Raw genomic sequence first — 20,950 nt, 5'->3', positions numbered from 1 at the left:
ACCAGCGTTTTTCCCGCCACCATCGGTAATCGCCCGATTTACCCCGTTGCCGCCATGTCGGCGACGGGGCTAGCCTCGAAAGCCCATCTGGAATCTGGACAAGGAGCGACCGCCATGGCCATGTCCGCGTCATCCCCCCTGATGCAATGGCGCCGCATCGAAGCGTTGGTGCGTGCCTGGCTGGAACAGCGCCAGCAACTGATCGTGTTGCTGTGCGGCCTGCAGGGCCTGAACGAATTCGAGGAGCACCAGCCACCGCCCATCCAGGGTCGGGTACGGGATTTCTGCCAGTTGCTGATGGACTACATCAGCGCCGGCTACTTCGAGGTTTACCGGGAGCTGGTGCGCGAGGCGCGCCGCTACCGGGACGCGCCGGCACCGGCGCTGGCGGAACACATTCTGCGGCGCCTGGACCTGTCCACCGAGGAGGCCCTGGCCTTCAACGAGGACTTCGACACCGACGATCACTGCCTGGGGCTGCTGGAGCAGTTGCCGGAACGGCTGGACCGGCTGACCCTGGCGCTGGAGGAACGCTTCGCCCTGGAAGATCAGTTGATTCTCAGCGTTCACCAGGCGCCGCGCCGCCACGCCCTGCGGCACTGAAAGCCGGCCAGCGGCACGGAATCGCGGCTGAAGCCGCTCCTATCGGCGCCCGATGATGGCCGGGTACGAAAAAGGCCACCCGGAGGTGGCCTTTTTCAATACGATCGGGGCACGCCGAAATTACTCGGTGGCGGCCTCGTCGCCGGCGTCTTCGTTGCCCTGCTTCTTCACATCCAGCAGTTCCACTTCGAAGATCAGCACCTGGTTGGGACCGATGTCGCCACCGGCGCCCTGCTCGCCATAGCCAAGCTCCGGCGGCAGGAACAGCTTCCATTTGTCACCCACCTTCATCATCGGCAGAGCTTCCTGCCAACCGGGGATGATGTGCTTGAGGCCGAACACCGCCGGCTTGTCACGCTCGATGGAGCTGTCAAACACGGTGCCGTCGACCAGGGAGCCCTTGTAGTGCACTTCCACGGTGTCTTCCAGGGTCGGGGACTCGGCGCCTTCCTCACCGGACTTCAGTACTTCGTACTGCAGACCGCTGTCGGTGGTTTCGACACCATCCTTCTTGGCGTTCTCCTCAAGGAAAGCCTTGGATTCCTCCAGGTTTTTCTGTGCCTGCTCTTCCTGCTTCTTCTGACGCGCTTCCATCATGCGGGTCTGGTAGTCGCGGATCAGCTGGTCCAGGTCCTCGTCACCGAGGCGTGATTCCGGCTCCTCGCTGAAGCCGTCGCGCAGACCGGCGATCATCGCTTCCAGATCCAGGTTCTCCATGGCGCTCATTTGCTCGGCGCTGCGGTAACCCAGGGCATAGGACGCTTTCTGGTCCTCGGTCTTCAGCTCAACGTCACTGCTCTTATCGTCGTTTCCACCACAGGCCGCCAGCAGGATGCTGCCGGCGAGCACGATTGCAATCTTCTTCATTCTGCCTCCATTGGCTTACGTTTATTTTCCCTGCGCCGTTGCTCCCTCGCCGCGCATATCCTGAGCGCTAATGATGGTCGGCGCCTCCACTTCAACGGTCTGCACGTCCACGCCCGGCGGTGGAATCTGGCCATACTGCCAGTTTCCCGTGGCATCGCGCCAGCGATAGACCTCTCGCCCCGCGCCGCCACCATCAAGAAGGCGCGAGGATGTCAGCCACTGATCGGGCTGTGACCAGTGATCCCGCATCCGCTGCCAGTCCAGCAGCGGCTCGCCGTGCCCCAGGGGCACGGTGAAGGACGCGATCACGAAGACACCGCCCAACATGAATAATGTGACTGGATAACGCATGACCGCGTTCCCCCCCGGTTGGTTCCCCTGGCGGCGCCGGACGGCCCGCCAGGCGCGCCTCATTGTGCCTGTCCCACCGCTACTGTCAAAACACGGATTGCGGGTATAGTGTGGCCGGAGGGGAAATCATTATGCCGAACAACAGCACGGACCCGTCCGTGGCCCCGCCGGTGGCTCGTCGGGTCGCCCGCCAGGACGAGCGCCGGCTGGTGGTTCTGGTGGCCAACAGCAAGGGGGGCTGCGGCAAGACCACGCTGGCCACCAATCTGGCGGCCTACTTCGCCCATGCCGGGCAGGCGGTCACGCTGCTTGATCTGGACCCGCAGCAATCCGCCACCCAGTGGGTGCGCCTGCGCCAGGACCCGCGCGTGGAGGCGCTGGGCTGGCCAGCGGACGAGCCGGTCTCGCTGGGGCGCCTTCAGGACCAGTTGCAGCGTGCCCGCGATGTGGTGGTGGTGGATTCGCCGGCGGGCATGGACCGCCACACCCTGGATCATGTGCTGCGCGTGGCCCAGGTGGTGCTGATTCCGGTGCTGCCCAGCCCCATTGATATTCGCGCCACCACCCGCTTCGTGCAGAACGTGATGCTCTCGCCCAGCTACCGGCGCCGCCCGCGACGGCTGGCGGTGATCGCCAACCGGGCACGCACCCGCACGCGCATGTACGAAGCGCTGCGTCAGTTTCTCACCAGCCTGAAGATTCCCTATCTGGTCACGCTACGCGATACCCAGCAGTACGTGCAGACCATGGCGGACGGGCTGAGCATGCTCGATCAGGCCGCCGGCCCGCGCACCGACACCGACCAGCATCATTGGCGGCTGATCGGCGAGTGGCTGGAAGTACAGCGTCATCTCATCCGTTCACTGCCAGGTTTTCGCTGACCGACGCCAGCTCCTCCAGCAACACCTGCAAACCCTGGCACTGGCCCACTTCCGGCACCACCACCAGCAACCAGCCGAGGGCGGACACCGACTCGTCGCCGGGCTGGGTTTGCGCCAACTCGCCGAGCCGGGCCAGCAGCAGCCGCTCGCCCTCCAGTTCCGCCTCCTGAATCTGGCGCTTGAGCTCCACCAGGCCAGCGCCCTGGTCGGCGGCGCGCCGCCGCACCGCCCGCAGCGGTCGCAGGTAGTTCTCCTCGAACTGTTCAGCCCGGGCCACCAGCCGGCGGCCCAGAGCGGCATCCGGCCGCCGTCGGGCCTCCGCCAGCCACAGCGCTACCAGCAGCACCGCCACTGGCACGCCGTATTCATCCTGCAGGCGCAGGCACAGCTTCTCGACCCGCTTGTCGCGCCAAAGGCGCAGGGCGAATCGCCATAACGTGGCGTTGTTCTCCATAGGGTCCCCTTCTGTTACGCCGGCGCTTGCCATACACTGCGCCGGTCTCGACCGCCGACCTCCGAGGCCCCTTATACCATGCTGTCCCTGGAACACATTAATCTGCGCCGTGGTTCCGAGTTGCTGCTCGAGGACGCCGGCTTCGTGCTGCACAAGGGCGCCCGTGTCGGCCTGGTGGGCAAGAACGGCAGCGGCAAAAGCTCCCTGTTCAAGCTGATCATGGGCGAGCTGGAGCCGGACGGCGGCGAACTCAATCTCCCGGCGGACTGGCGCCTGGCGATGATGGCCCAGGAAGTACCGGCACTGGAGCAACCGGCGCTGGAGTACGTGCTCGACGGCCATCACGGACTGCGCCGCGCCGAGGCCGCCCTGGCCGACGCCCAGGCGCGCGGCGACAACGCCGGGCTGGCCGCCGCCCACGCCGACCTCGACACCCTGCGCGCCTGGGAGCAACCGGCCCGCGCCGCCGCTCTGCTGGCCGGCCTGGGCTTTTCCGAACCGCGGCAACGGCAGCCGGTGAGCGCCTTCTCCGGTGGCTGGCGCATGCGTCTGAACCTGGCCCAGGTGTTGATCAGCGACGCCGATTTGATGCTGCTCGACGAGCCCACCAACCACCTGGATCTGGATGCCATTCTCTGGCTCCAGCAGTGGCTCATCCAGCACCCCGGCGCGCTGATGCTGATTTCCCATGACCGCGCCTTCCTGGACGCCACCGTCAAAGAGATCCTGCACATCGAAAAGGGCCGGCTGAAACGTTACAGCGGCACCTATTCGGACTTCGAGCGCCAGCGCGCCGAGCAGCTTGCTCTGCAGCAGAAGATGCATGAGAAGCAGCAGGTCCAGATCGCCCACCTGCAGAAGTTCATCGACCGCTTCAAGGCCAAGGCCACCAAGGCAAAGCAGGCGCAGAGCCGGGTCAAGGCGCTGGAGAAACTGGAGCGTATCGGGCCGGCCCACGTGGACTCCGGCTTCAGTTTCGGTTTCCTCAAGCCGGACCGGCTGCCCAACCCCATGGTCACCCTGGACGACGCCACCTGCGGCTACCCGGGCACACCGATTCTGGCCGGCGTGACCCTCAGCCTGCGACCGGAGTCGCGCATCGGCCTGCTCGGCCCCAACGGCGCCGGCAAGTCCACGCTGATCCGCACCCTGGTGGGTGAGCTTACAGCCCTGGCCGGGCATCTGGAGCGGGACCCGGATCTCACCGTGGGCTACTTCCATCAGCAACAGGTGGACCGGCTGGCCGCCGACGACACGCCCTACCAGTTGATCAACCGGACCCACCCGAAATGGACGGAGCAACAGGTACGCAACGAACTGGGCGCCTTCGGCTTCCATGGCGATGACGTGTTCGAGCCGGTGGGCCGGTTCTCCGGCGGCGAGAAAGCACGCCTGGCGCTGGCGCTGATCGTGCACCAGAAGCCGGCCTTGCTGCTGCTCGACGAACCGGCCAACCATCTCGATCTGGAGATGCGCGAGGCCCTCACCCTGGCCCTGCAGGAATTCGAAGGGGCGGTGGTGCTGGTGTCCCACGACCGTCATCTGCTGGAAACCACCGTGGATGAATTCCAACTGGTGGCCGAGGGGACCGTGCGGCCCTTCGACGGTGACCTGGACGACTATGCACGCTGGTTACAGCAGTCCCGCCGCGATGCCCAGGCCGCCCGGCGCCCGGCGGAGCCCGCCGGCGGTCGCGACGATGCCCGCCAGCGGCGCCAGGACGCCGCCAAACGGCGCGAGCAGCTGCGGCCGCTGAAAAAGGACATGGAGAAACTGGAGAAGGCCCTGGACCGGGAAAGCCAGGCCCTGGCCGAGGTGGAAAGCCGGCTCGGCGACGAAACGCTCTATACCGATGCCGGCCGCAAGGACGAACTGAACCAGTTGCTGGCCCGCCAGGGCGAACTGAAAAACCGCCACGAAGAGCTGGAAATGGCGCTGCTGGAGGCCATGGAGAAGCTGGAAGAGGCGGAAGCGTCGCTCTGACCTGGATCGCGACTGAAGCGGAACGCCGCCCGGCCGCCCCTACCGTGTCGCGGCGCCGGCTTCGGGTATCGCGACTGAAGCGGAACGCCGCCCGGTCGCTCCTACTGTCCAGAAGAACGCCGTAGGAGCGACCGGGCGGCGTTCCGCTTCAGTCGCGATTATCCCGCTCCACGGCCTCGCCGCGCTTGAGCAGGGCGGCGCTGCCAGCGCCACAGGCCACCACGGTCTTCATCATCTGCTCCACGCCAATGTCCGGTCGGCGCTCCACCAGATTTTCATCCACGTGGTAGATGAACCCGGAGGTGGGGTTGGGCCCGGTGGGCACGAACACCGACAGGGTGCCGTCGTCATGCCGGGAAGTAATCAGCCCCAGCACCGTCACCGACACCTGACGCCCGTACAGCCACACCCGCGCCACCTCGCCACGCATCAGGCTGTCCTGACTGCCACCGAACAGCTGCACGATCACTTCCTTCACCGTCCGGTAGCCGGGGACATGAGCCATGCCCCTCTCTTCCAGCCGCTGCCAGATCCAGCCGCCCAGGCGGGTGGCCACCAGGGTGCCGACCAGGAAGCAGAACACCACCAGCACCGTCACCACCACCCAGTCGGCGGCGAACTTGGGCAGGCCGAAGCCGCGCACCACCAGGGCGGTGAACGGCGCGATCAGGCTGGTGACCGCTTCGTAGATCCACTTGAAGAAGAACGCGACGATCGAGATGGGCAGCAGGATCACCAGACCGCCCAACAGGGATTTACGAATGAAAAACCAGACTCGATTGTTACTCATGGGTGGTCATACCAGATGCGATTGATATACAGACAGCGTTCCCCGGTGGGCGTTCGAACCCGGGCCTCATCGTCCACCCGCTTGCCGAGCAAGGCACGGGCCAGGGGCGCGTCGATGCTGATCAGCCCCTCGCCGCCAACCGCCTCGTCCGGCCCCACCAGCCGGTAGGTCTCCGTCTCGCCGTCGTCGTTTTCAAGCTCCACCCAGGCACCGAAAAACACCTTCCCGGGGTCCTCCGGCGGACGATCCACCACCGTCATGCCGTCCAGGCGCTTGCTGAGAAAGCGGATGCGCCGGTCGATCTCGCGGAGCTGCTTCTTGCCATAAATATACTCGGCGTTTTCGGAACGGTCGCCCTGGGCGGCGGCTTCCTGCACCGATTTTGTGATCGGTGGACGCTCCTCCTTCCAGAGGCGTTGCAGTTCCTCGTTGAGCTTCCGGTACCCTGCCGGCGTGATGTACTTGGAGGCGGGTTTGCCTTTCGGGCGCCAACGACCCATGCGTTATCTCCTGGTTGCGGTGATCGCGACGATCGGCAGATTACCCGCCGCCGGCGCGCCTGGCCAACCCCCGGCCATGACCCTGCCCCACGGCAGCGCCCTTGACAGGCCGGCCCGGGCTCGCTAGCTTCAACCCCGTGCAAAGGTGCACCGGAAAATACAAGCGACGTAGCTGGACATCATGTCTTGGTTGCCCCGCTATGTATTTTTCGCATTCCTGATCTGGTGTCCGGCTCTCAGCAAAAAAAGAGAGGACACCCACAATGAAAACCCTTCCGTTCCTTCGTTACGGCATCGCGGCCATTGCCCTGATGGCGGCCCACGCCGCGCAGGCTGAAACCCGAATCGGCGCCATCTTCGATGTCACCGGTCCGTTGAACATTTACGGTATCGAGCAGCAGCGCGCTCTCGAACTGGCCGTGGACAACATCAATGAAAACGGCGGACTGCTCGGCGAGCCCGTGAAAGTGGTGAGCTATGATGCTCAGTCCGAGCTGAGCAAGTATACCCAGTTCACCCACACCGCCATCCTGCGCGACAAGGTGGACGCCCTGTTCGCCGGTTTGACCAGCTCTTCCCGGGAAGCCATACGCCCGATCATCCGCAAAGCCGACATCCCTTATTTTTACGCCTCGCTGTACGAAGGTGGCGCCTGCGACAAACAGACCTTCGTCACCGGCACATCCGCCTCCCAGCAGCTTTCGGTGCTGATCGAGTGGGCCGTGAAGGAGTACGGCAAGCGCATCTATATCATGGCGCCGGACTACAATTTCGGAACCATCTCCGCGCACTGGGTGCATGAGTATGCCCGTTCGCTTGGCGCCCAGGTGGTCGGCCAGGATTTCCTCGCCCTCACCGTCACCGACTTCACCCCGACGATCCAGAAGATACAGGCCTCCAAACCCGATTTCGTGGTCGCCCTGCCGGTCGGCTCCAACCAGACCGGCTTTCTTGAGCAGTTTTCCGCCGCCGGCCTGAAGGACTCCATCGGCATCGTTTCCAGCAACTACGGTTCCGGGAACCAGCAGGTCGTGGTCTCACCACGGGCCGGCGATGGCATCATCTCCAATCAGGGTTACTACATGGCCGTGGACAACCCCACCAACCGTGACTTCATTGAACTGTGGAAACAACGGCATCCCATCAAGGCACCGCTGACCTCCGGCGCGGTGGCGGTCTGGAATGCGGTGAACCTATGGGCGAAAGCGGTGGAAAAAGCCGGCAGCGCCGATTCCGACGCGGTTATCGAAGCCCTGGAGAGCGGCCTCACCTTCGAGGCCCCCAACGGCACGGTCAAGCTGGAGCCCGGCTCCCATCACCTGCGTCAGAACATCTACATCGCGCGGGGTAACGACAAGCACGACTTCACCATTCTCGAAACCTTCCCGAGCGTGGCGCCGTTCTATGAAAACGAGAAATGCGATCTGATCGCCGATCCCGATCTGGTCGAGCACTTCTCTCCTGAAGCGGACTGACCGCCAAGACAAGCGTCCATTTTTCAGGAGATTTTCATGGATATCGACTATCTGGCGACGGTTATCCTGTCGTCGCTTTCCAGCGCGTCCATTCTGCTTATCGCCACCATCGGTCTGGCCGTGGTGTTCGGGCTGATGGGCGTGATCAACCTCGCCCACGGGGAGTTCCTCATGATCGGCGCCTACTCGGCGCTGACCGCGACGCAGATGGGCGTGCCTTTCGTGCTCGCGATTCCCATCGCGGTCGCCGTAACCATGGCGATCGGCGCCCTGGTCGAGGTTCTCATCATCAAGCGCCTGTATGGGCGCATCTTCGACACCATGCTGGCCACCTGGGGCATCAGCATCGTCTTTTACCAACTGGCGGTGATGATCTTCGGCACCGTGACCCCCGGTATCGGCATGCCACAATCCAATATCCAGATCGGTGATTACAGCCTGGCGGGCTACCCGTTGCTGATGATCGGCGTGGCCGCCCTGATGGGCCTGTTCGTCTATTTCCTGATGACCCGCACGGTCTATGGGATGAAGGCGCGCGCATCGATTCAGCAGCCGGAAATGGCCCAGGCCATCGGCATCGAATCGACCCGGGTGAACACGCTCACCTTCTCGATTGGCTGTGGTCTTGCCGGTTTCGCCGGCGCCGTACTTCTGCCCATTGTCCCCGCCACGCCCTCCATGGGCTTTTCCTTTGTCATCAAGGCGTTCCTGACCGTGGTGGTCGCCGGCCCGGTGACTCTGACCGGCTCCGTGCTCACCGCCATCGGGCTCGGCGGCGGGGCCTCGATCACCGCCAGCTTCCTTACCTCCGTGGCCGGAGACATTTTCTTCTTCCTGATCACCGCCGCTCTCCTCTGGCTTTATCCGCTTGGGATCTCGGCCAAGTGGCGCCGCAAACTGTGAGGTGAGGTCATGTCATATTCGAACGCTATCCACCATCGGGCGGGAACCATTTTCCCGTTCATCGCCGCCATCCTCGCTCTGGGACTGGCGCGAATCATTGATCCCTACCTCGCCTACGTGGCCACCTCCTGGGTGATCTTCGGCCTGCTCGGGCTGAGCCTCGACGTGGTGTGGGGCCGGGGAGGTTTCCTCAGCCTGGCGCAGACCGCGTTTTATGGTCTTGGCGGCTACTTCGGCAGCGTGGTGGCCATCAACCTGTCGGCGGTCACCGGCCACTCCCTGCTTTGGAGTCTGCCCGCCGGCGCCCTGTTCGGCGCGTTGGTCGCCGGCGCTCTGGGTTGGATTATTTTCTATGCGCGCATGGGCGCCCTGCAGAGCACGATCCTGTCCTATACCTTCACGCTGCTGCTCTGGTCGGTGAGCCAGTCGTTCAAGCTTGACGCCGGCAGCGCCGTGATCGGCGGCGACAACGGCATGTCGAATATTCCCGGCTATATCCCGGGCTTCGGCGCCGGTGCCGAGGCACTGGAACCAGCTGGCGCGCTTATGTTCGTGGTGCTGGTGGCGGCGCTTGCGTACTTCGCCACCCAACGGCTGATGACCGGCACGTTCGGCAAGATCATCGACAGCATTCGTCTCGATATCGAAAAGACGGAGCTGCTCGGCTATGACGTGCGCCGTTATCAAGTGCTCAACTTCGCCTGGTCCGGCCTGCTTGCCGGCCTGGCCGGGGCCTTGTTCGGCGGCTGGTCCAACTATCTGAACCCGTCGATTTTCTCGGTGCAGGAAGCTCTGCTGGTCCCCATCTACGTACTGGTCGGTGGGCTCGGCACCCTGGCGGGCCCGTTCGTCGGCGCCACGCTCATCGGTGGCCTGTCCTTCTGGTTGGGTGGCGGCGCCGTGGGCGGCCAGACCACGCTGATCCTCGGCGTGGTGTTGATCGGCCTGGTTCTGTTCCTCAAGAAAGGCGTGCTCGGCGGGCTGGGCGACCTGTGGCGGTCGCGGCTGCCGGACCCTAACGAGGCCGCCCGTGGCGCCGGCGCGGTATCCATCGATCCGGATGAGCTGGCGGACATTCTGTCCGAGGCCGAAGCGCAGGCCGGCCCCGCCAAATCACTGCGTGCCGAGACGTTGTTCAAGCGCTTCGGCGGCGTCATTCCCGTCAACGAGGTATCACTGGCGTTCATTCCCGGGCAGCCGTTCTCCCTGATCGGCCCGAACGGGGCGGGCAAGAGCTCGTTCCTGAAGACCTGCGTCGGTGTTTACCGGCCGGAAGGAGGGCGGGTTCTTATCGGCGACCGGGATGTGACGCGCGCGCCTATCTTTCAACGGGTACGCGCGGGCATGGGCGTCAAGAACCAGAAGCCCCAGGTGTTCGGCGAACTGTCGGTGCGGGAGAACCTCTGGGTGGCCGCCTATTCGCGGGTCCGACACCGCCAGCGCGCCAACGGCATCGCCGCCCGGGTGCTCTCCATGCTGGGCCTGGAGGCGCAAGCGGAGGTACGGGCTTCGGTGCTGTCCCATGGCCAGCAGCAATGGCTCGATATCGGCATGGTGCTGTGCCTGGCGCCCCGGGTCGTTCTGTTGGACGAACCCGCGGCGGGCATGACCAAGGAGGAAACCCGGGAACTGTCCACCCTGGTGCGCATCCTGGCCAGGTTCACCACCGTCATCGTCGTTGAACACGACATGGAGTTCGTGCGCACCCTGGAGGGGCAGGTCACCGTGCTCCATCAAGGCAGGCTGTTCGCGCAAGGCGACATCGACACGCTGCGCGAAGACGAGCGGGTTCTCGATATTTATCTAGGGAGGCGGGAACATGTTTAGGATTTCGAACGCCACCGGCGGTTACGGCAAGACCATCATTATCCGGGATGTATCCCTGTACGTGGGCAGCGGTGACGTGGTCGCCCTGCTGGGCCGCAACGGGGTCGGTAAATCGACTCTGATGCGCTATGCCACCGGGCTTATTCCGGCCATCGCCGGGACGGTGGAAATCGATGGCCTGGCCGCGCCCGCGGCACCCGCCCGGCGGGCCCGGCACGGCCTCGGGTACGTACCCCAGGGGCGCTTTGTGTTTCCTCGCATGACGGCGCTGGAGAACATCGCCGTCGCCGCGGAAAGCAATGGTCACAACGGCAAGGAGGCCGTCGAGGAGGCGCTGACCTACTTCCCGATGCTCAAGCCCAAGGTCCACGATCTGGCCGGCGGCCTTTCCGGGGGCCAGCAGCAGGTGCTGGCTCTGGCCCGGGCACTGGCGATCCGGCCCACGGTACTGCTGCTGGACGAACCCACCGAAGGGGTGCAGCCCTCGATCGTCGATGAGATCGCCGGCGTTCTTAAACGCATCAACATTGAACGCGGCATCGCCATGCTGGTGGCGGAACAGGATCTCGACTTCTGCCTCTCCATCGCCAACCGCGCCTATGTAATGGAAAAGGGGGCGATCCGGATGGAGACCGACCGCGCCACCCTGGAGCGCGATAAAGCACTTCAACAAGAACTGCTGGGGGTATGAGATGAAACGCACCGTCCCCCTTTCCCAGGATCAGCAAGACCGGATCGACGCCACTCTGAAGCGTATTCGCGGCGGCCTCGCCCGGTTCCGCGCCACCCGGCCCCAGGAACCCGCCCACACCTTCAAGCCGGAGGCCTTCGATGACAAACGCGCTTGAAAGCCTTTCCGCGCAGGCCGCCGCTCTGGCCGCCGGCACGGTCACGCCCGCTACCCTGGCGCAAGACGCCTTGCAAAGAGCGGAGCAACAGGCGGCTCTGAATGCTTTCGTGGCTCTCGATCCGACAACGATCATGGCCCAGGCAACGGCGGCCACGGATCGCCGCCAGGCCGGCCGGCCACTGAGCCCCATCGACGGGGTCCCGATCGCGGTCAAGGACAACTACCTGACCCGGGACTTTCCCACCACCGCCTGCTCCCGGGCGCTGCCCGGCGCGCGCCCCCGGGACGCCACGGTGATCGCCCGGTTACGTGACGCCGGCGCCGTTATTTTCGGCAAGACCAACATGCATGAGTGGGCCTATGGCGCGACCAACAGCCTGTCCGCCATCGGCCAGACCCTGAACCCGCGCGACCGGCGCCGCATCACCGGCGGCAGCAGCGGCGGCTCGGCGGCAGCGGTGGCGGCGGGCATCGTGGGTGCCGCCCTCGGCAGTGATACCGGAGGCTCGATCCGCATTCCGGCGGCGGCCTGCGGGGTATACGGCTTCAAGCCGGGCTATGGCCGGGCGTCGCGCAACGGCGTACTGCCACTGAGCTGGTCCCTGGATGCACCCGGGCCGCTGGGCCGGACATTGCGCGATCTGGAATTGCTGTTGCCCTTCTTCCTGGGCGAGGATCGTCGCGACCCTTCCACTTTCGGGGCCGTCGCGATGCGCGACCCCGGCCCTCCCATTGCCGAAGCGCCGGCGCTGATCGCTCTGGACGGGGCCGGCCTGGAACGGTCCGATGAAGTGCGGGCGGCCCTTGTCGGGGCACTCAACGCCACCGGCCTGCCGGTACCCACCGTTGAGCTTGAGCAGATGGACAGTTACTTCTCCGCCTGGGAAGCAATCCTGCATTGTGAAGCCACCGCCTACCATACCCGGCGTCTGGCCGATCATCCGGAAGGCTTCGGCGCCGTCACCCGGGCCCATCTTGAGGCGGGGAAACAGCTCTCCGGACGGGAATACCTGAATGCCCAGTCGATCCGCGCCCACTTCACCAGCTTGCTGTTGAACCGGCTCGGCGAATGGGATGCCCTGGTCCTGCCAACGCTGCCGGTGACCGCGCCGATGGTCGGGGAAGAGTGGCAGAGCTTCGGCGGGCGGCGGGTGACCACCCAGGACAGCATGACCTGGTTCTGCTGGCTCGGTAATCTTTCCGGGCTGCCCTGCGTGACGTTGCCGGTGCCGAACCCGGCCTCCGCCCTGCCCGTGGGCATGATGCTCATGGGGCGCCCGGGCAAGGACGAGGAACTGCTGGCGATCGCCGGCCTGCTGAACGAACGGATCAATGGTAAGGAGGTATCGTGAGCGCGGATCGATTGGGAATTGGTGTTCTGTTTTCTCAATCAGGGCCGATGGCCGTGACGGAAAACGCCCATCTCAAGGGCATAATCCTTGCATGCGAGGAGATCAACGATGCCGGCGGCGTGGCGGGCCGGAAGCTGGAGCCGGTGATTCTTGATCCCGCCGGCTCCGACGAGAAATACGCGGCGCTCGCCACCGAATTGCTGGTGCAGCACCGGGTCAACGTGATCTTCGGCGCCTGCCTGTCGGCCAGCCGCAAGGCGGTGCTGCCGGTGATCGAGCGCTTCAACGGCATTTTGTTCTATCCTTCGGTTTACGAAGGATTCGAGTATTCACCCAATGTCGTATACGGAGGCGCGGTGCCCAACCAGGTGGTTTTGCCCATGCTTGAGTACCTTTTCCAGAATCAGGGACGGCGCATTGCCCTGATCGGCTCGGACACGCTCTACGCCCGGGAGGTGAACCGTATCGTCAACGAGTTTCTCGGCGAGAGCGGCGGCGAGGTGGTCCAGGAAAGCTACGTGCCCATCGGTGCCAGCGAGGACCATTTTGGCGTGGTGCTCTCGGCGCTGCATGATGGCGGCGCGGACGCCATCATCTCCACCGTGGTCGGCGAAGACAGCATCTCACTCTACGACGCGTTCTCCCGCCAAGGTTTCAGCGGCGAGCGCCTGCCGATCGCCTCGCTGACCACCACGGAATCGGAACTCCGGCGCATGCAGCCACAAGCCCGGCGCGGCCACATCTCGGTAACCGCCTATTTCTCGACCCTGACCAACCCGGCGAACAGCGCCTTTCGCGCCGCCTACCAACAGCGTTACGGCAAGGATGAAGCACCGAGTTCCTACTCCGAGGTGTGCTATTCCCAGGTCCATCTGTTCGCCGCCGCCGTGCGCCAGGCCGGCGGCGACGACACCGACGCGCTGTTGTCGTCCCTTTCCGGCGCGGTCTCGAAGGGACCCGCCGGAGATCTGTTCGTGGACGCCGACACCAACCACGTCTCGATCCGCCCGTTGATCGGCCGCGCCACCGCGGACGGGACCTTCGACATCCTGTGGCGCGGCGACGGCGCCATTCGACCGGACCCGTACCTGGTCGGTTATGATCGATCCGTCATGGAACCGGGTGCCACATGAGCGACGATTTCTCTTTTCGCAGCGAGACACTGCTGCGCCGCTTGCGGCGCATGCAGGTACTCGTGATCCATCCGGACGATAGTGAGCGGGAAAACTTTCTCGCGCACCTGCGTCGAATCGGCTGCCGGGTGGACAGCATGTGGCCGGCGCCCTCCTCGCTTCCCGAAAAGACGGACGTGGTGCTGTTCCTGGTGAACCGGATTCACGATGAGGGCGCGCTGTCCTGGATGGCGACCTCCAAGGACATCGCCCGCATTGGCATCATCGCCTTTGAAACCCCGGAAATTCTCGAGGAACTGGAACGCCTTCACGTCCATGGCGTGCTTTCCAAACCGATCCGGCTGTTCGGCGTGCTCGCCGCCCTGACCACCGCCATCAGCCTGGCCCGCCATGAAGCACGGCTGAACAAGCGGGTCGCTTCGCTGGACGAAACCCTGAAAGCCCGCCGCAAGATCGAGCAAGCGGTGCAGATCATTTCCGAAAGCCGCGATATATCGGAAGCCGACGCCTACAAGCGCATCCGCGAGAAATCCATGCGCAGCAAACAGAGCATCGCCAGCATCGCCGAGGCCATCATCGCGGCGAACGGGATTTAGGCGCCGCCCAAGCACCCTTTTCCCATCCCGGCGCCGACTTGGTAAACTTCGTTTCCCAATTCTTTCATCGCTTCCTACCGAGAGGTTCGGCCCATGTCTTACCACCGCGCCCCCTGGCCGGCCACGCGTATGCGCCGCATGCGCAAGGACGACTTCTCCCGCCGCCTGATGCGGGAAAACACCCTCACCGTGGACGACCTGATCTATCCCGTGTTCGTGCTCGACGGCGAGCAACGCACCGAAGCGGTGCCCTCCATGCCCGGCGTGGAGCGCATGAGCATCGACCTGCTGGTGGAGGAAGCACGACAACTGGCCGGTCTCGGCGTGCCCGCCATGGCCCTGTTTCCGGTGACGCCGCCGGAAGTCAAAAGCCTGGACGCCGCCGAAGCCTGGAACCCGGAAGGGCTGGCCCAGCGCGCCACCCGCGCGATCAAGGCGGCGGTGCCGGAAATGGGCGTGATCACCGACGTGGCCCTGGACCCGTTCACCACCCATGGCCAGGACGGCATCCTCGATGACCAGGGCTACGTGCTCAACGAAGCCACCGTCACCGCCCTGGTCAAACAGGCGCTGTCCCACGCCGACGCCGGCGCCGACATGGTCGCTCCCTCGGACATGATGGACGGTCGCATCGGCGCCATCCGTGAGGCGCTCGAGGAGCAGGGCCACATCCTGACCCGCATCATGGCCTACTCCGCCAAATACGCCTCGGCTTACTATGGCCCGTTCCGCGACGCGGTGGGCTCCGCCGGCAACCTGGGCAAGGCGGACAAGACCACCTACCAAATGGACCCGGGCAACTCCGATGAGGCCCTCCACGAGATCGGCCTGGATCTGGCCGAGGGCGCCGACGTGGTGATGGTGAAACCGGGCATGCCCTACCTGGACGTGGTGCGCCGGGTAAAGGATGAATTCCGCGTCCCGGTGTACGCCTACCAGGTGAGCGGCGAGTACGCCATGCACATGGCCGCGTTCCAGAATGGCTGGCTGGACCAGGACAAGGTGATGATGGAATCCCTGCTGGCCTTCAAGCGCGCCGGCGCCGACGGCATTCTTACCTACTTCGCGAAAGCCGCCGCGCTCAAGCTCAACCAGCGCGACTGACCCTCCTCCTTCCCTTCTTCCCTCCCTCCTTTCCTTGCTGTTCGCCCCGGGCCTGACCGGCCCGGGCATCGCCAATGGTTTCGTGATCCGCATCAAGACAACCAAGTTGACTGATTCATATAATTTTTCATAACCCCGTTACATCGGGGCGTTACTGATTACGGACCCCCGCCCGCAAGGAGCCCCCGATGCCGTCCGCTCTTGAACGCCAACCCCTTGGTATTCTGGTCCTGATCGCCAGCCAGGATTGCCACGCCGATAATTCCGCCAGCCACGCCATCTCGGCCCTGATCGAGGACCTGGAACGCCGCGACGTGACCGTGGTCACCGCCCTCAACAGCGAGGACGCCGTGGCCATGCTCACCGCGGAACCCGCCATTCAATGCGTGCTCACCAGTTGGAGCCTGCCCGGCGTCCATACCCATCATGGCGCTCTGGAGGTGCTGTCGGCCCTGCGCGAGCGTAGCGCCGACGTGCCCGCCTTCCTGCTCGCCAGCCGGGAAACCGCGAAGACCATTCCCATGCGTGCCATGGAGATGGCCAGCGACTACATCTGGCTGATGGAAGACACCCCATCCTTTATTGGCGGTCGCATCCTGGCGGCCATCGAACGCTATCGGCAGCATGTGCTGCCGCCCATGTTCGACGCCCTGGTGCGCTTCTCCCGGGTCCATGAATATTCCTGGCATACACCTGGCCACCACGGCGGCGCCGCCTTTCTGAAGGCACCGGTGGGGCGCGCCTTTTTCGAGTTCTACGGCGAAAACATGCTGCGCTCGGATCTCTCCATCTCGGTGGGCGAGATGGGTTCGTTGCTCGATCACAGCGGCCCCATCGGCGCCGGCGAGCGCTACGCGGCCAGGGTGTTCGGCGCCGATCGGACCTACTACGTGACCAACGGCTCCTCGACCTCCAACCGGGTAATCCTGATGGCCTCCGCGACCCGCGACCAGGTCGTTCTGTGCGATCGCAACTGCCACAAATCCGTGGAGCACGCGATTACTCTGTCCGGCGCGGTACCGTCCTATCTGGTTCCGATCCGCAATCACTACGGCCTGATCGGCCCGATCCCGCCGGAACGGCTGGCGCCCGAGGCGATTCGCGACGACATCGCCACCAGCCCGCTGTGCCAGGGGCTCCAGAACAGCGATCCGGTGCACGCGGTGATCACCAACTCCACCTATGACGGCCTCTGCTACAAGGTTTCCCGAGTGGAGGAGTTGCTCGGAAAGAGCGTCGACCGTCTGCATTTCGATGAAGCCTGGTACGGCTATGCCCGCTTCAATCCGATTTATCGCGAGCGTTATGCCATGCACGGCGAGCCTGGCGAGGACCGTGGCGACAAACCCACCCTGTTCGCCACCCAGTCCACGCACAAACTACTGGCGGCCCTGTCCCAGGCCTCGATGATCCATATCCGGGATGGTCGCCGCCCGATCGAACACAGCCGCTTCAACGAAGCCTTCATGATGCACGCGTCCACCTCGCCGCTGTACAGCATCATCGCCTCCAACGACGTCAGCGCCGGCATGATGGACGGCCCCGGCGGTGAACGGCTCACCGGCGACGCGATCCGCGAGGCGGTGGCATTCCGCCAGGTGATGGCGCGCCTGAACACGGAATACGATGAGAAAGGGGAATGGTTTTTCGGCGTCTGGCAGCCGGAAACCGCCACCGACCCGATGAGCAAGGAACGCTACCTCTTCCACGAGGCCCCCCTGGAGCTGCTCGCCGGCACGCCTGAATGCTGGACCCTGAACCCCGGCGAGCGCTGGCACGGCTTCAAGAATCTGGAGGCGGATTACTGCATGCTCGACCCGGTCAAGGTGTCCATCACCACGCCGGGCATGGGCTTCGACGGCAAGCTGAAGGCCTCCGGCATTCCCGCCGCGGTGGTCAGCGCCTATCTGGATGAACGGGGCATCGTGGTCGAGAAAACCACCGACTTCACCATCCTGTTCCTGTTTTCCATCGGCATCACCAAAGGCAAGTGGGGCACCCTGATCAACGCCCTGATGGCCTTTAAAAGGGATTTCGACGCCAACGCGCCTGTGCATCGCTGCATGCCCGGCTTCGCCGACCGCCATGGTCTGAACCCGGACCAGGGGTTGCGCACGCTGGCGGTGTCCATGTTCGATGCCATGGCGGCGCTGCGCACCACCGCGCTGATGAGCGAGAGTTTCTCGGTGCTGCCCAGCCCCGACCTGTCACCGGTGCGGGCCTACGAAAAACTGGTGCAGGGCCAGGTTGAGCAATTGCCGCTTTCCGCCTTGGCCGGCCGCACCCTGGCCACCGGCGTGGTGCCTTACCCGCCGGGCATTCCGCTGCTTATGCCCGGCGAAAACGCCGGCCCGGCGGAGGGCCCGGTGCTCGGCTACCTGAACGCACTGCAGGAATTCGACCGCCGCTTCCCGGGCTTTGAGCACGACAACCATGGCGTCGAGGTCATCGACGGCACCTATCACCTGTACTGCATCAAGAACGACTGAGCGGGGAGCGGCCATGAGCGTAGCCGAAGACAACAAGATCGGTTTGCTGCCGGTCACCCTGATGGTGGCGGGCAATATGATGGGCTCGGGCATCTTCATGCTGCCCGCCAACCTGGCCAGCGTGGGGAGCATCTCCGTGGTGGGCTGGCTGATCACCCTGAGCGGCGCCGTGGCCCTGGCGCTGGTGTTCGCGAAGCTGGCGATTCTCGACCCCGCCGCGGGCGGGCCCTATGCCTATGCCCGCAAGGCGTTCGGCAATTACATGGGTTATCAGACCAACCTGATCTACTGGCTGGCCAATGTGGTGGGCAACGTGGCCCTGGCCACCGCCGGCCTGGGGTATCTGTCCGGGTTCTTCCCATCACTACGGAACCCGCTGATCTTCGCCATCGCTCAGATCGCGGTGATCTGGCTGTTCACCTACTTCAATATTCTCGGCCCGAAAATGGTCGGCCGGGTGCAGTCCATGACCACCATGCTGGCGCTGTTTCCGATTCTGGCCACGGCGCTGCTGGGCTGGTTCTGGTTTGACGGACATACCTTCACGTCCGGCTGGAACGTCTCCGGCAAGAGCTCGGGCAGCGCCATCATGTCCACGCTCACCTTCACGCTGTGGGCGTTCATTGGCGTGGAAAGCGCCTCGGTGTCGGCGGCGGTGGTCAAGAATCCGCGCCGCAATATCCCCATCGCCACGGTGGGCGGCGTCATTCTGGCGTCGGTGGCCTATATCCTCAGTTCCTCGGTGATCATGGGCATGATCCCGAACCAGGAACTGGTCAGCTCCTCGGCGCCCTTCGCCGACGCGGCGCGCATCGCCTTCGGCGATACCGCCGCCAACATCGTGGCGGTGTGCGCCGCGCTGGGCTGCCTTGGCTCGCTGGCCGGCTGGACCCTGCTGGTCGGGCAATCCGCCAAGGCCGCCGCCGACGACGGCCTGTTCGGCAACCTGTTCGCGCGCACCAATGCCAAGGGCGTGCCCTCCGCCGGCCTGGTGCTGGTCGCCGTTCTGATGAGCCTGCAAGTATTGGCCACCATGTCCCCCACCGCCAGCGAGCAATTCGGCAAGATCGCCTCGGTGGCGGTGATCATGACCCTGCTGCCCTACATCTACTCCGCCATCGCCCTGAAGGTGCTCGGCTACAAGAAGATGCCGCACCGCCAGTACACGGTGTACACCATCATCATCCTGTTCGCGGCGGCCTACAGCCTGCTGGCGCTGATCGGTTCCGATGGCGAACAGACCCGCTGGTCGCTGATCTTCGTGATCGCCACCATCGTGTTCTACGCGCTGGCGCTCAACCGCCAGCACGATATCGAGGAAGCGCGCAAAACACCCGGCGGCGTTTCACCTCACTGGGTGCGTTATCTCACCCTCACCGTGACGCTGGTGGCGCTGGCCCTGATGTTCTGGCTGTCCGTGGGGCGCCATGACAATTTGCAAATCAGAGGTCGGGAAGCGGTGATGGAGTCCCCGGCGCACTCCACCGACAGCCGCCCTGCCACCGATAGCACCCAGGGAGAAACCGGCCTTGAATAAAACGATTCGTCTGGGCACGCTGATCGCCCTCGCCGGCCTGGCCACCACGCCGCTGGCGCACGCCGACGACGAGGATCTGAACCTTCGCCTGGAAAACCTGGAACGGCAGGTCCTGGAACTCAAGCAACAAATCGATGATCGGGAACTGGAAAACACCCGTAATCCGGCGGGCCGGGCCGACACCATCTCACGGCTGGGGTCCGGCTCCGCCGCCTGGCCGCCCACCGCCGTTGGCAACAGCGGCGTGGAAGTCAAAGCCCATGGCTATATCAAGCTCGACGGCATCTATGACTTCCATGCTGTCGGCAACCGCGACCAATTCGTCACCGCCAGCATTCCCACCCGAGGTGGCGGCGATGATGATCACTTCGGGTTCCACGCCAAGCAAAGCCGTATTGGCGTGGACGTCATTGATCATGACAGCGGCTCCCGGGGCGCCCTGGAGGTGGACTGGTTCGGCGACAGCGACGGCTATCAACTGCAGCTGCGCCACGCCTACTTTCAGGTAAGCCGACTCTACGCTGGCTATGGCTTCAGCAACTTCATGGACATCGACGCTTTCCCGGACACCCTGGACAACGAGGGCCCCGGTGCCAGCGCTTACCGGCTGCAGGCCGGCGTGCTATACCGTCACCCCCTGGACGAGCACAACGCCCTTCTGTTCTCCCTGGAAGATCCGGACACCGAACTTTATGGCGGCGGCGGCGACAGCAACGCCCCGGACGTGGTGGTGGCCTACAAGAATGAGAACGACCGGGGCCACCTGAAACTGTCCCTGGTGGGGCGCCGCCTGAGCGACGGCTCGGACAGCCGGCTGGCCGCCGCCGCCGGACTGACCGGCACCGTGGCGCTCGGCGGCCAGACGCTCTCCTTCGGTGGCTATACCGGCGAGGGCTTCGCCCATTACCTGAGCGACATCAGCGACAGCGGTTACGACGCGGTGGTGGATGGCGAAGGCGACGTGGAACCGCTGCGCGCCAGTGGCGGCTACCTGGGCGTTACCCATCCCTGGTCGGACCGGCTGCGCACCACCCTGGTGGCGGGCAACCTGCGCCTGGAACGCAACGACCTGCTCGCCGACGATGAATTCCGCTCCAGCCGCTATGGCTCCGCCAACCTGGTGTGGGACTACAACGACCGTCTGACCACCGGTATTGAAGTGCTGCGCGGCCGCAATCGGGATCAGCAAGGTGAAACCGGCTACGCCACGCGGGTGCAGGCCAGCCTCACCTATGTATTCCTGAAGTAGGAACCG

At 64.5% G+C, this 20,950-nt stretch carries 20 protein-coding genes; 15 read left to right on the top strand and 5 right to left on the bottom strand.

Going from position 1 to position 20,950, the window contains the following annotated elements; all coding sequences use genetic code 11:
• Positions 1-120 precede the first annotated feature (120 nt).
• Positions 121-603, top strand: coding sequence for an Rsd/AlgQ family anti-sigma factor (locus ACLD02_RS03125; protein ID WP_238400949.1), 483 nt, complete (start codon positions 121-123; stop codon positions 601-603).
• A 120-nt stretch (positions 604-723) separates the two neighbouring features.
• On the opposite strand, the gene ACLD02_RS03120 is transcribed toward ACLD02_RS03125, so the two are convergent.
• Positions 724-1,470, bottom strand: a complete 747-nt coding sequence (locus tag ACLD02_RS03120; RefSeq protein WP_410297916.1) for an FKBP-type peptidyl-prolyl cis-trans isomerase — start codon at positions 1,468-1,470, stop codon at positions 724-726.
• A 21-nt stretch (positions 1,471-1,491) separates the two neighbouring features.
• Positions 1,492-1,821, bottom strand: a complete 330-nt coding sequence (locus ACLD02_RS03115) for a DUF4124 domain-containing protein (protein ID WP_203103554.1) — start codon at positions 1,819-1,821, stop codon at positions 1,492-1,494.
• A 131-nt stretch (positions 1,822-1,952) separates the two neighbouring features.
• On the opposite strand from ACLD02_RS03115, the gene ACLD02_RS03110 reads away from it, so the two are divergent.
• Positions 1,953-2,702 carry a ParA family protein gene (locus ACLD02_RS03110; RefSeq protein WP_203103556.1) on the top strand — a complete coding sequence of 250 codons (750 nt, stop codon included), beginning with the start codon at positions 1,953-1,955 and terminating at the stop codon, positions 2,700-2,702.
• On the opposite strand, the gene ACLD02_RS03105 is transcribed toward ACLD02_RS03110, so the two are convergent.
• Complete coding sequence (locus ACLD02_RS03105; protein ID WP_238400950.1) at positions 2,674-3,156, bottom strand: TIGR02444 family protein; 483 nt, start codon at positions 3,154-3,156, stop codon at positions 2,674-2,676. The two genes, ACLD02_RS03110 and ACLD02_RS03105, sit on opposite strands and share 29 nt — an antisense overlap.
• Positions 3,157-3,234: 78 nt before the next feature.
• Here ACLD02_RS03105 and ACLD02_RS03100 point away from each other — a divergent pair, with 78 nt between their 5' ends.
• Positions 3,235-5,139 (top strand): ATP-binding cassette domain-containing protein, encoded by a 1,905-nt coding sequence (locus tag ACLD02_RS03100; RefSeq protein WP_410297915.1) that lies wholly within the window; start codon positions 3,235-3,237, stop codon positions 5,137-5,139.
• 148 nt (positions 5,140-5,287) lie between these two features.
• On the opposite strand, the gene ACLD02_RS03095 is transcribed toward ACLD02_RS03100, so the two are convergent.
• Together ACLD02_RS03095 and greB are read right to left on the bottom strand one after the other, a co-directional pair.
• On the bottom strand, positions 5,288-5,929 hold the full coding sequence (locus tag ACLD02_RS03095; protein WP_203103562.1) for a DUF502 domain-containing protein: 642 nt from the start codon (positions 5,927-5,929) through the stop codon (positions 5,288-5,290).
• A complete protein-coding gene (gene greB / locus ACLD02_RS03090; RefSeq protein WP_203103564.1) occupies positions 5,926-6,429 on the bottom strand; it encodes a transcription elongation factor GreB in 504 nt (167 codons plus the stop codon). The genes ACLD02_RS03095 and greB overlap by 4 nt, the downstream gene beginning before the upstream one ends.
• 263 nt (positions 6,430-6,692) lie before the next feature.
• On the opposite strand from greB, the gene ACLD02_RS03085 reads away from it, so the two are divergent.
• The 12 genes from ACLD02_RS03085 (at position 6,693) to ACLD02_RS03030 (ending at position 20,944) form a co-directional block, all read left to right on the top strand.
• Positions 6,693-7,904 (top strand): ABC transporter substrate-binding protein, encoded by a 1,212-nt coding sequence (locus ACLD02_RS03085; protein WP_410297914.1) that lies wholly within the window; start codon positions 6,693-6,695, stop codon positions 7,902-7,904.
• A gap of 36 nt (positions 7,905-7,940) precedes the next feature.
• On the top strand, positions 7,941-8,807 hold the full coding sequence (locus ACLD02_RS03080) for a branched-chain amino acid ABC transporter permease (RefSeq protein ID WP_203103566.1): 867 nt from the start codon (positions 7,941-7,943) through the stop codon (positions 8,805-8,807).
• 9 nt (positions 8,808-8,816) lie between these two features.
• A complete protein-coding gene (locus ACLD02_RS03075) occupies positions 8,817-10,634 on the top strand; it encodes an ABC transporter permease subunit (RefSeq protein ID WP_410297913.1) in 1,818 nt (605 codons plus the stop codon).
• Complete coding sequence (locus tag ACLD02_RS03070; protein WP_203103570.1) at positions 10,627-11,325, top strand: ABC transporter ATP-binding protein; 699 nt, start codon at positions 10,627-10,629, stop codon at positions 11,323-11,325. The genes ACLD02_RS03075 and ACLD02_RS03070 overlap by 8 nt, the downstream gene beginning before the upstream one ends.
• Position 11,326: 1 nt before the next feature.
• Positions 11,327-11,482 (top strand): hypothetical protein, encoded by a 156-nt coding sequence (locus tag ACLD02_RS03065; protein WP_410297912.1) that lies wholly within the window; start codon positions 11,327-11,329, stop codon positions 11,480-11,482.
• The gene (locus tag ACLD02_RS03060) at positions 11,466-12,836 is read left to right on the top strand and encodes an amidase (RefSeq protein ID WP_410297911.1); all 1,371 of its coding nucleotides are present in this window, start codon (positions 11,466-11,468) and stop codon (positions 12,834-12,836) included. The genes ACLD02_RS03065 and ACLD02_RS03060 overlap by 17 nt, the downstream gene beginning before the upstream one ends.
• Complete coding sequence (locus ACLD02_RS03055) at positions 12,833-13,969, top strand: transporter substrate-binding protein (RefSeq protein ID WP_203103576.1); 1,137 nt, start codon at positions 12,833-12,835, stop codon at positions 13,967-13,969. The genes ACLD02_RS03060 and ACLD02_RS03055 overlap by 4 nt, the downstream gene beginning before the upstream one ends.
• The gene (locus ACLD02_RS03050) at positions 13,966-14,565 is read left to right on the top strand and encodes an ANTAR domain-containing response regulator (protein ID WP_410297910.1); all 600 of its coding nucleotides are present in this window, start codon (positions 13,966-13,968) and stop codon (positions 14,563-14,565) included. Before ACLD02_RS03055 ends, ACLD02_RS03050 begins: the two co-directional genes overlap by 4 nt.
• Positions 14,566-14,658: 93 nt before the next feature.
• The gene (hemB, locus tag ACLD02_RS03045) at positions 14,659-15,669 is read left to right on the top strand and encodes a porphobilinogen synthase (RefSeq protein ID WP_203103580.1); all 1,011 of its coding nucleotides are present in this window, start codon (positions 14,659-14,661) and stop codon (positions 15,667-15,669) included.
• A gap of 188 nt (positions 15,670-15,857) precedes the next feature.
• Complete coding sequence (locus ACLD02_RS03040; protein ID WP_410297909.1) at positions 15,858-18,158, top strand: Orn/Lys/Arg decarboxylase N-terminal domain-containing protein; 2,301 nt, start codon at positions 15,858-15,860, stop codon at positions 18,156-18,158.
• Between the two features lie 13 nt (positions 18,159-18,171).
• Positions 18,172-19,695 (top strand): arginine/agmatine antiporter, encoded by a 1,524-nt coding sequence (gene adiC / locus ACLD02_RS03035; RefSeq protein ID WP_410297908.1) that lies wholly within the window; start codon positions 18,172-18,174, stop codon positions 19,693-19,695.
• Positions 19,688-20,944: a DcaP family trimeric outer membrane transporter gene (locus tag ACLD02_RS03030; protein WP_410297907.1), complete on the top strand. Its 1,257-nt coding sequence runs from the start codon at positions 19,688-19,690 to the stop codon at positions 20,942-20,944. The genes adiC and ACLD02_RS03030 overlap by 8 nt, the downstream gene beginning before the upstream one ends.
• Positions 20,945-20,950 lie beyond the last annotated feature (6 nt).

It is taken from the genome of Alloalcanivorax sp. C16-2 (assembly GCF_046507615.1).
Taxonomy (GTDB): domain Bacteria; phylum Pseudomonadota; class Gammaproteobacteria; order Pseudomonadales; family Alcanivoracaceae; genus Alloalcanivorax; species Alloalcanivorax marinus_A.
The sequence above is the reverse complement of the archived record's forward strand: the minus strand, read 5'-3'. Positions and strand labels throughout refer to the sequence as shown.

Coding starts and splice junctions, on each gene's coding strand:
- ACLD02_RS03125 (WP_238400949.1), top strand. CDS start 121: ATGTCCGCGTCATCCCCCCTGATGCAATGGCGCCGCATCGAAGCGTTG.
- ACLD02_RS03120 (WP_410297916.1), bottom strand. CDS start 1,470: ATGAAGAAGATTGCAATCGTGCTCGCCGGCAGCATCCTGCTGGCGGCC.
- ACLD02_RS03115 (WP_203103554.1), bottom strand. CDS start 1,821: ATGCGTTATCCAGTCACATTATTCATGTTGGGCGGTGTCTTCGTGATC.
- ACLD02_RS03110 (WP_203103556.1), top strand. CDS start 1,953: ATGCCGAACAACAGCACGGACCCGTCCGTGGCCCCGCCGGTGGCTCGT.
- ACLD02_RS03105 (WP_238400950.1), bottom strand. CDS start 3,156: ATGGAGAACAACGCCACGTTATGGCGATTCGCCCTGCGCCTTTGGCGC.
- ACLD02_RS03100 (WP_410297915.1), top strand. CDS start 3,235: ATGCTGTCCCTGGAACACATTAATCTGCGCCGTGGTTCCGAGTTGCTG.
- ACLD02_RS03095 (WP_203103562.1), bottom strand. CDS start 5,929: ATGAGTAACAATCGAGTCTGGTTTTTCATTCGTAAATCCCTGTTGGGC.
- greB (WP_203103564.1), bottom strand. CDS start 6,429: ATGGGTCGTTGGCGCCCGAAAGGCAAACCCGCCTCCAAGTACATCACG.
- ACLD02_RS03085 (WP_410297914.1), top strand. CDS start 6,693: ATGAAAACCCTTCCGTTCCTTCGTTACGGCATCGCGGCCATTGCCCTG.
- ACLD02_RS03080 (WP_203103566.1), top strand. CDS start 7,941: ATGGATATCGACTATCTGGCGACGGTTATCCTGTCGTCGCTTTCCAGC.
- ACLD02_RS03075 (WP_410297913.1), top strand. CDS start 8,817: ATGTCATATTCGAACGCTATCCACCATCGGGCGGGAACCATTTTCCCG.
- ACLD02_RS03070 (WP_203103570.1), top strand. CDS start 10,627: ATGTTTAGGATTTCGAACGCCACCGGCGGTTACGGCAAGACCATCATT.
- ACLD02_RS03065 (WP_410297912.1), top strand. CDS start 11,327: ATGAAACGCACCGTCCCCCTTTCCCAGGATCAGCAAGACCGGATCGAC.
- ACLD02_RS03060 (WP_410297911.1), top strand. CDS start 11,466: ATGACAAACGCGCTTGAAAGCCTTTCCGCGCAGGCCGCCGCTCTGGCC.
- ACLD02_RS03050 (WP_410297910.1), top strand. CDS start 13,966: ATGAGCGACGATTTCTCTTTTCGCAGCGAGACACTGCTGCGCCGCTTG.
- hemB (WP_203103580.1), top strand. CDS start 14,659: ATGTCTTACCACCGCGCCCCCTGGCCGGCCACGCGTATGCGCCGCATG.
- ACLD02_RS03040 (WP_410297909.1), top strand. CDS start 15,858: ATGCCGTCCGCTCTTGAACGCCAACCCCTTGGTATTCTGGTCCTGATC.
- adiC (WP_410297908.1), top strand. CDS start 18,172: ATGAGCGTAGCCGAAGACAACAAGATCGGTTTGCTGCCGGTCACCCTG.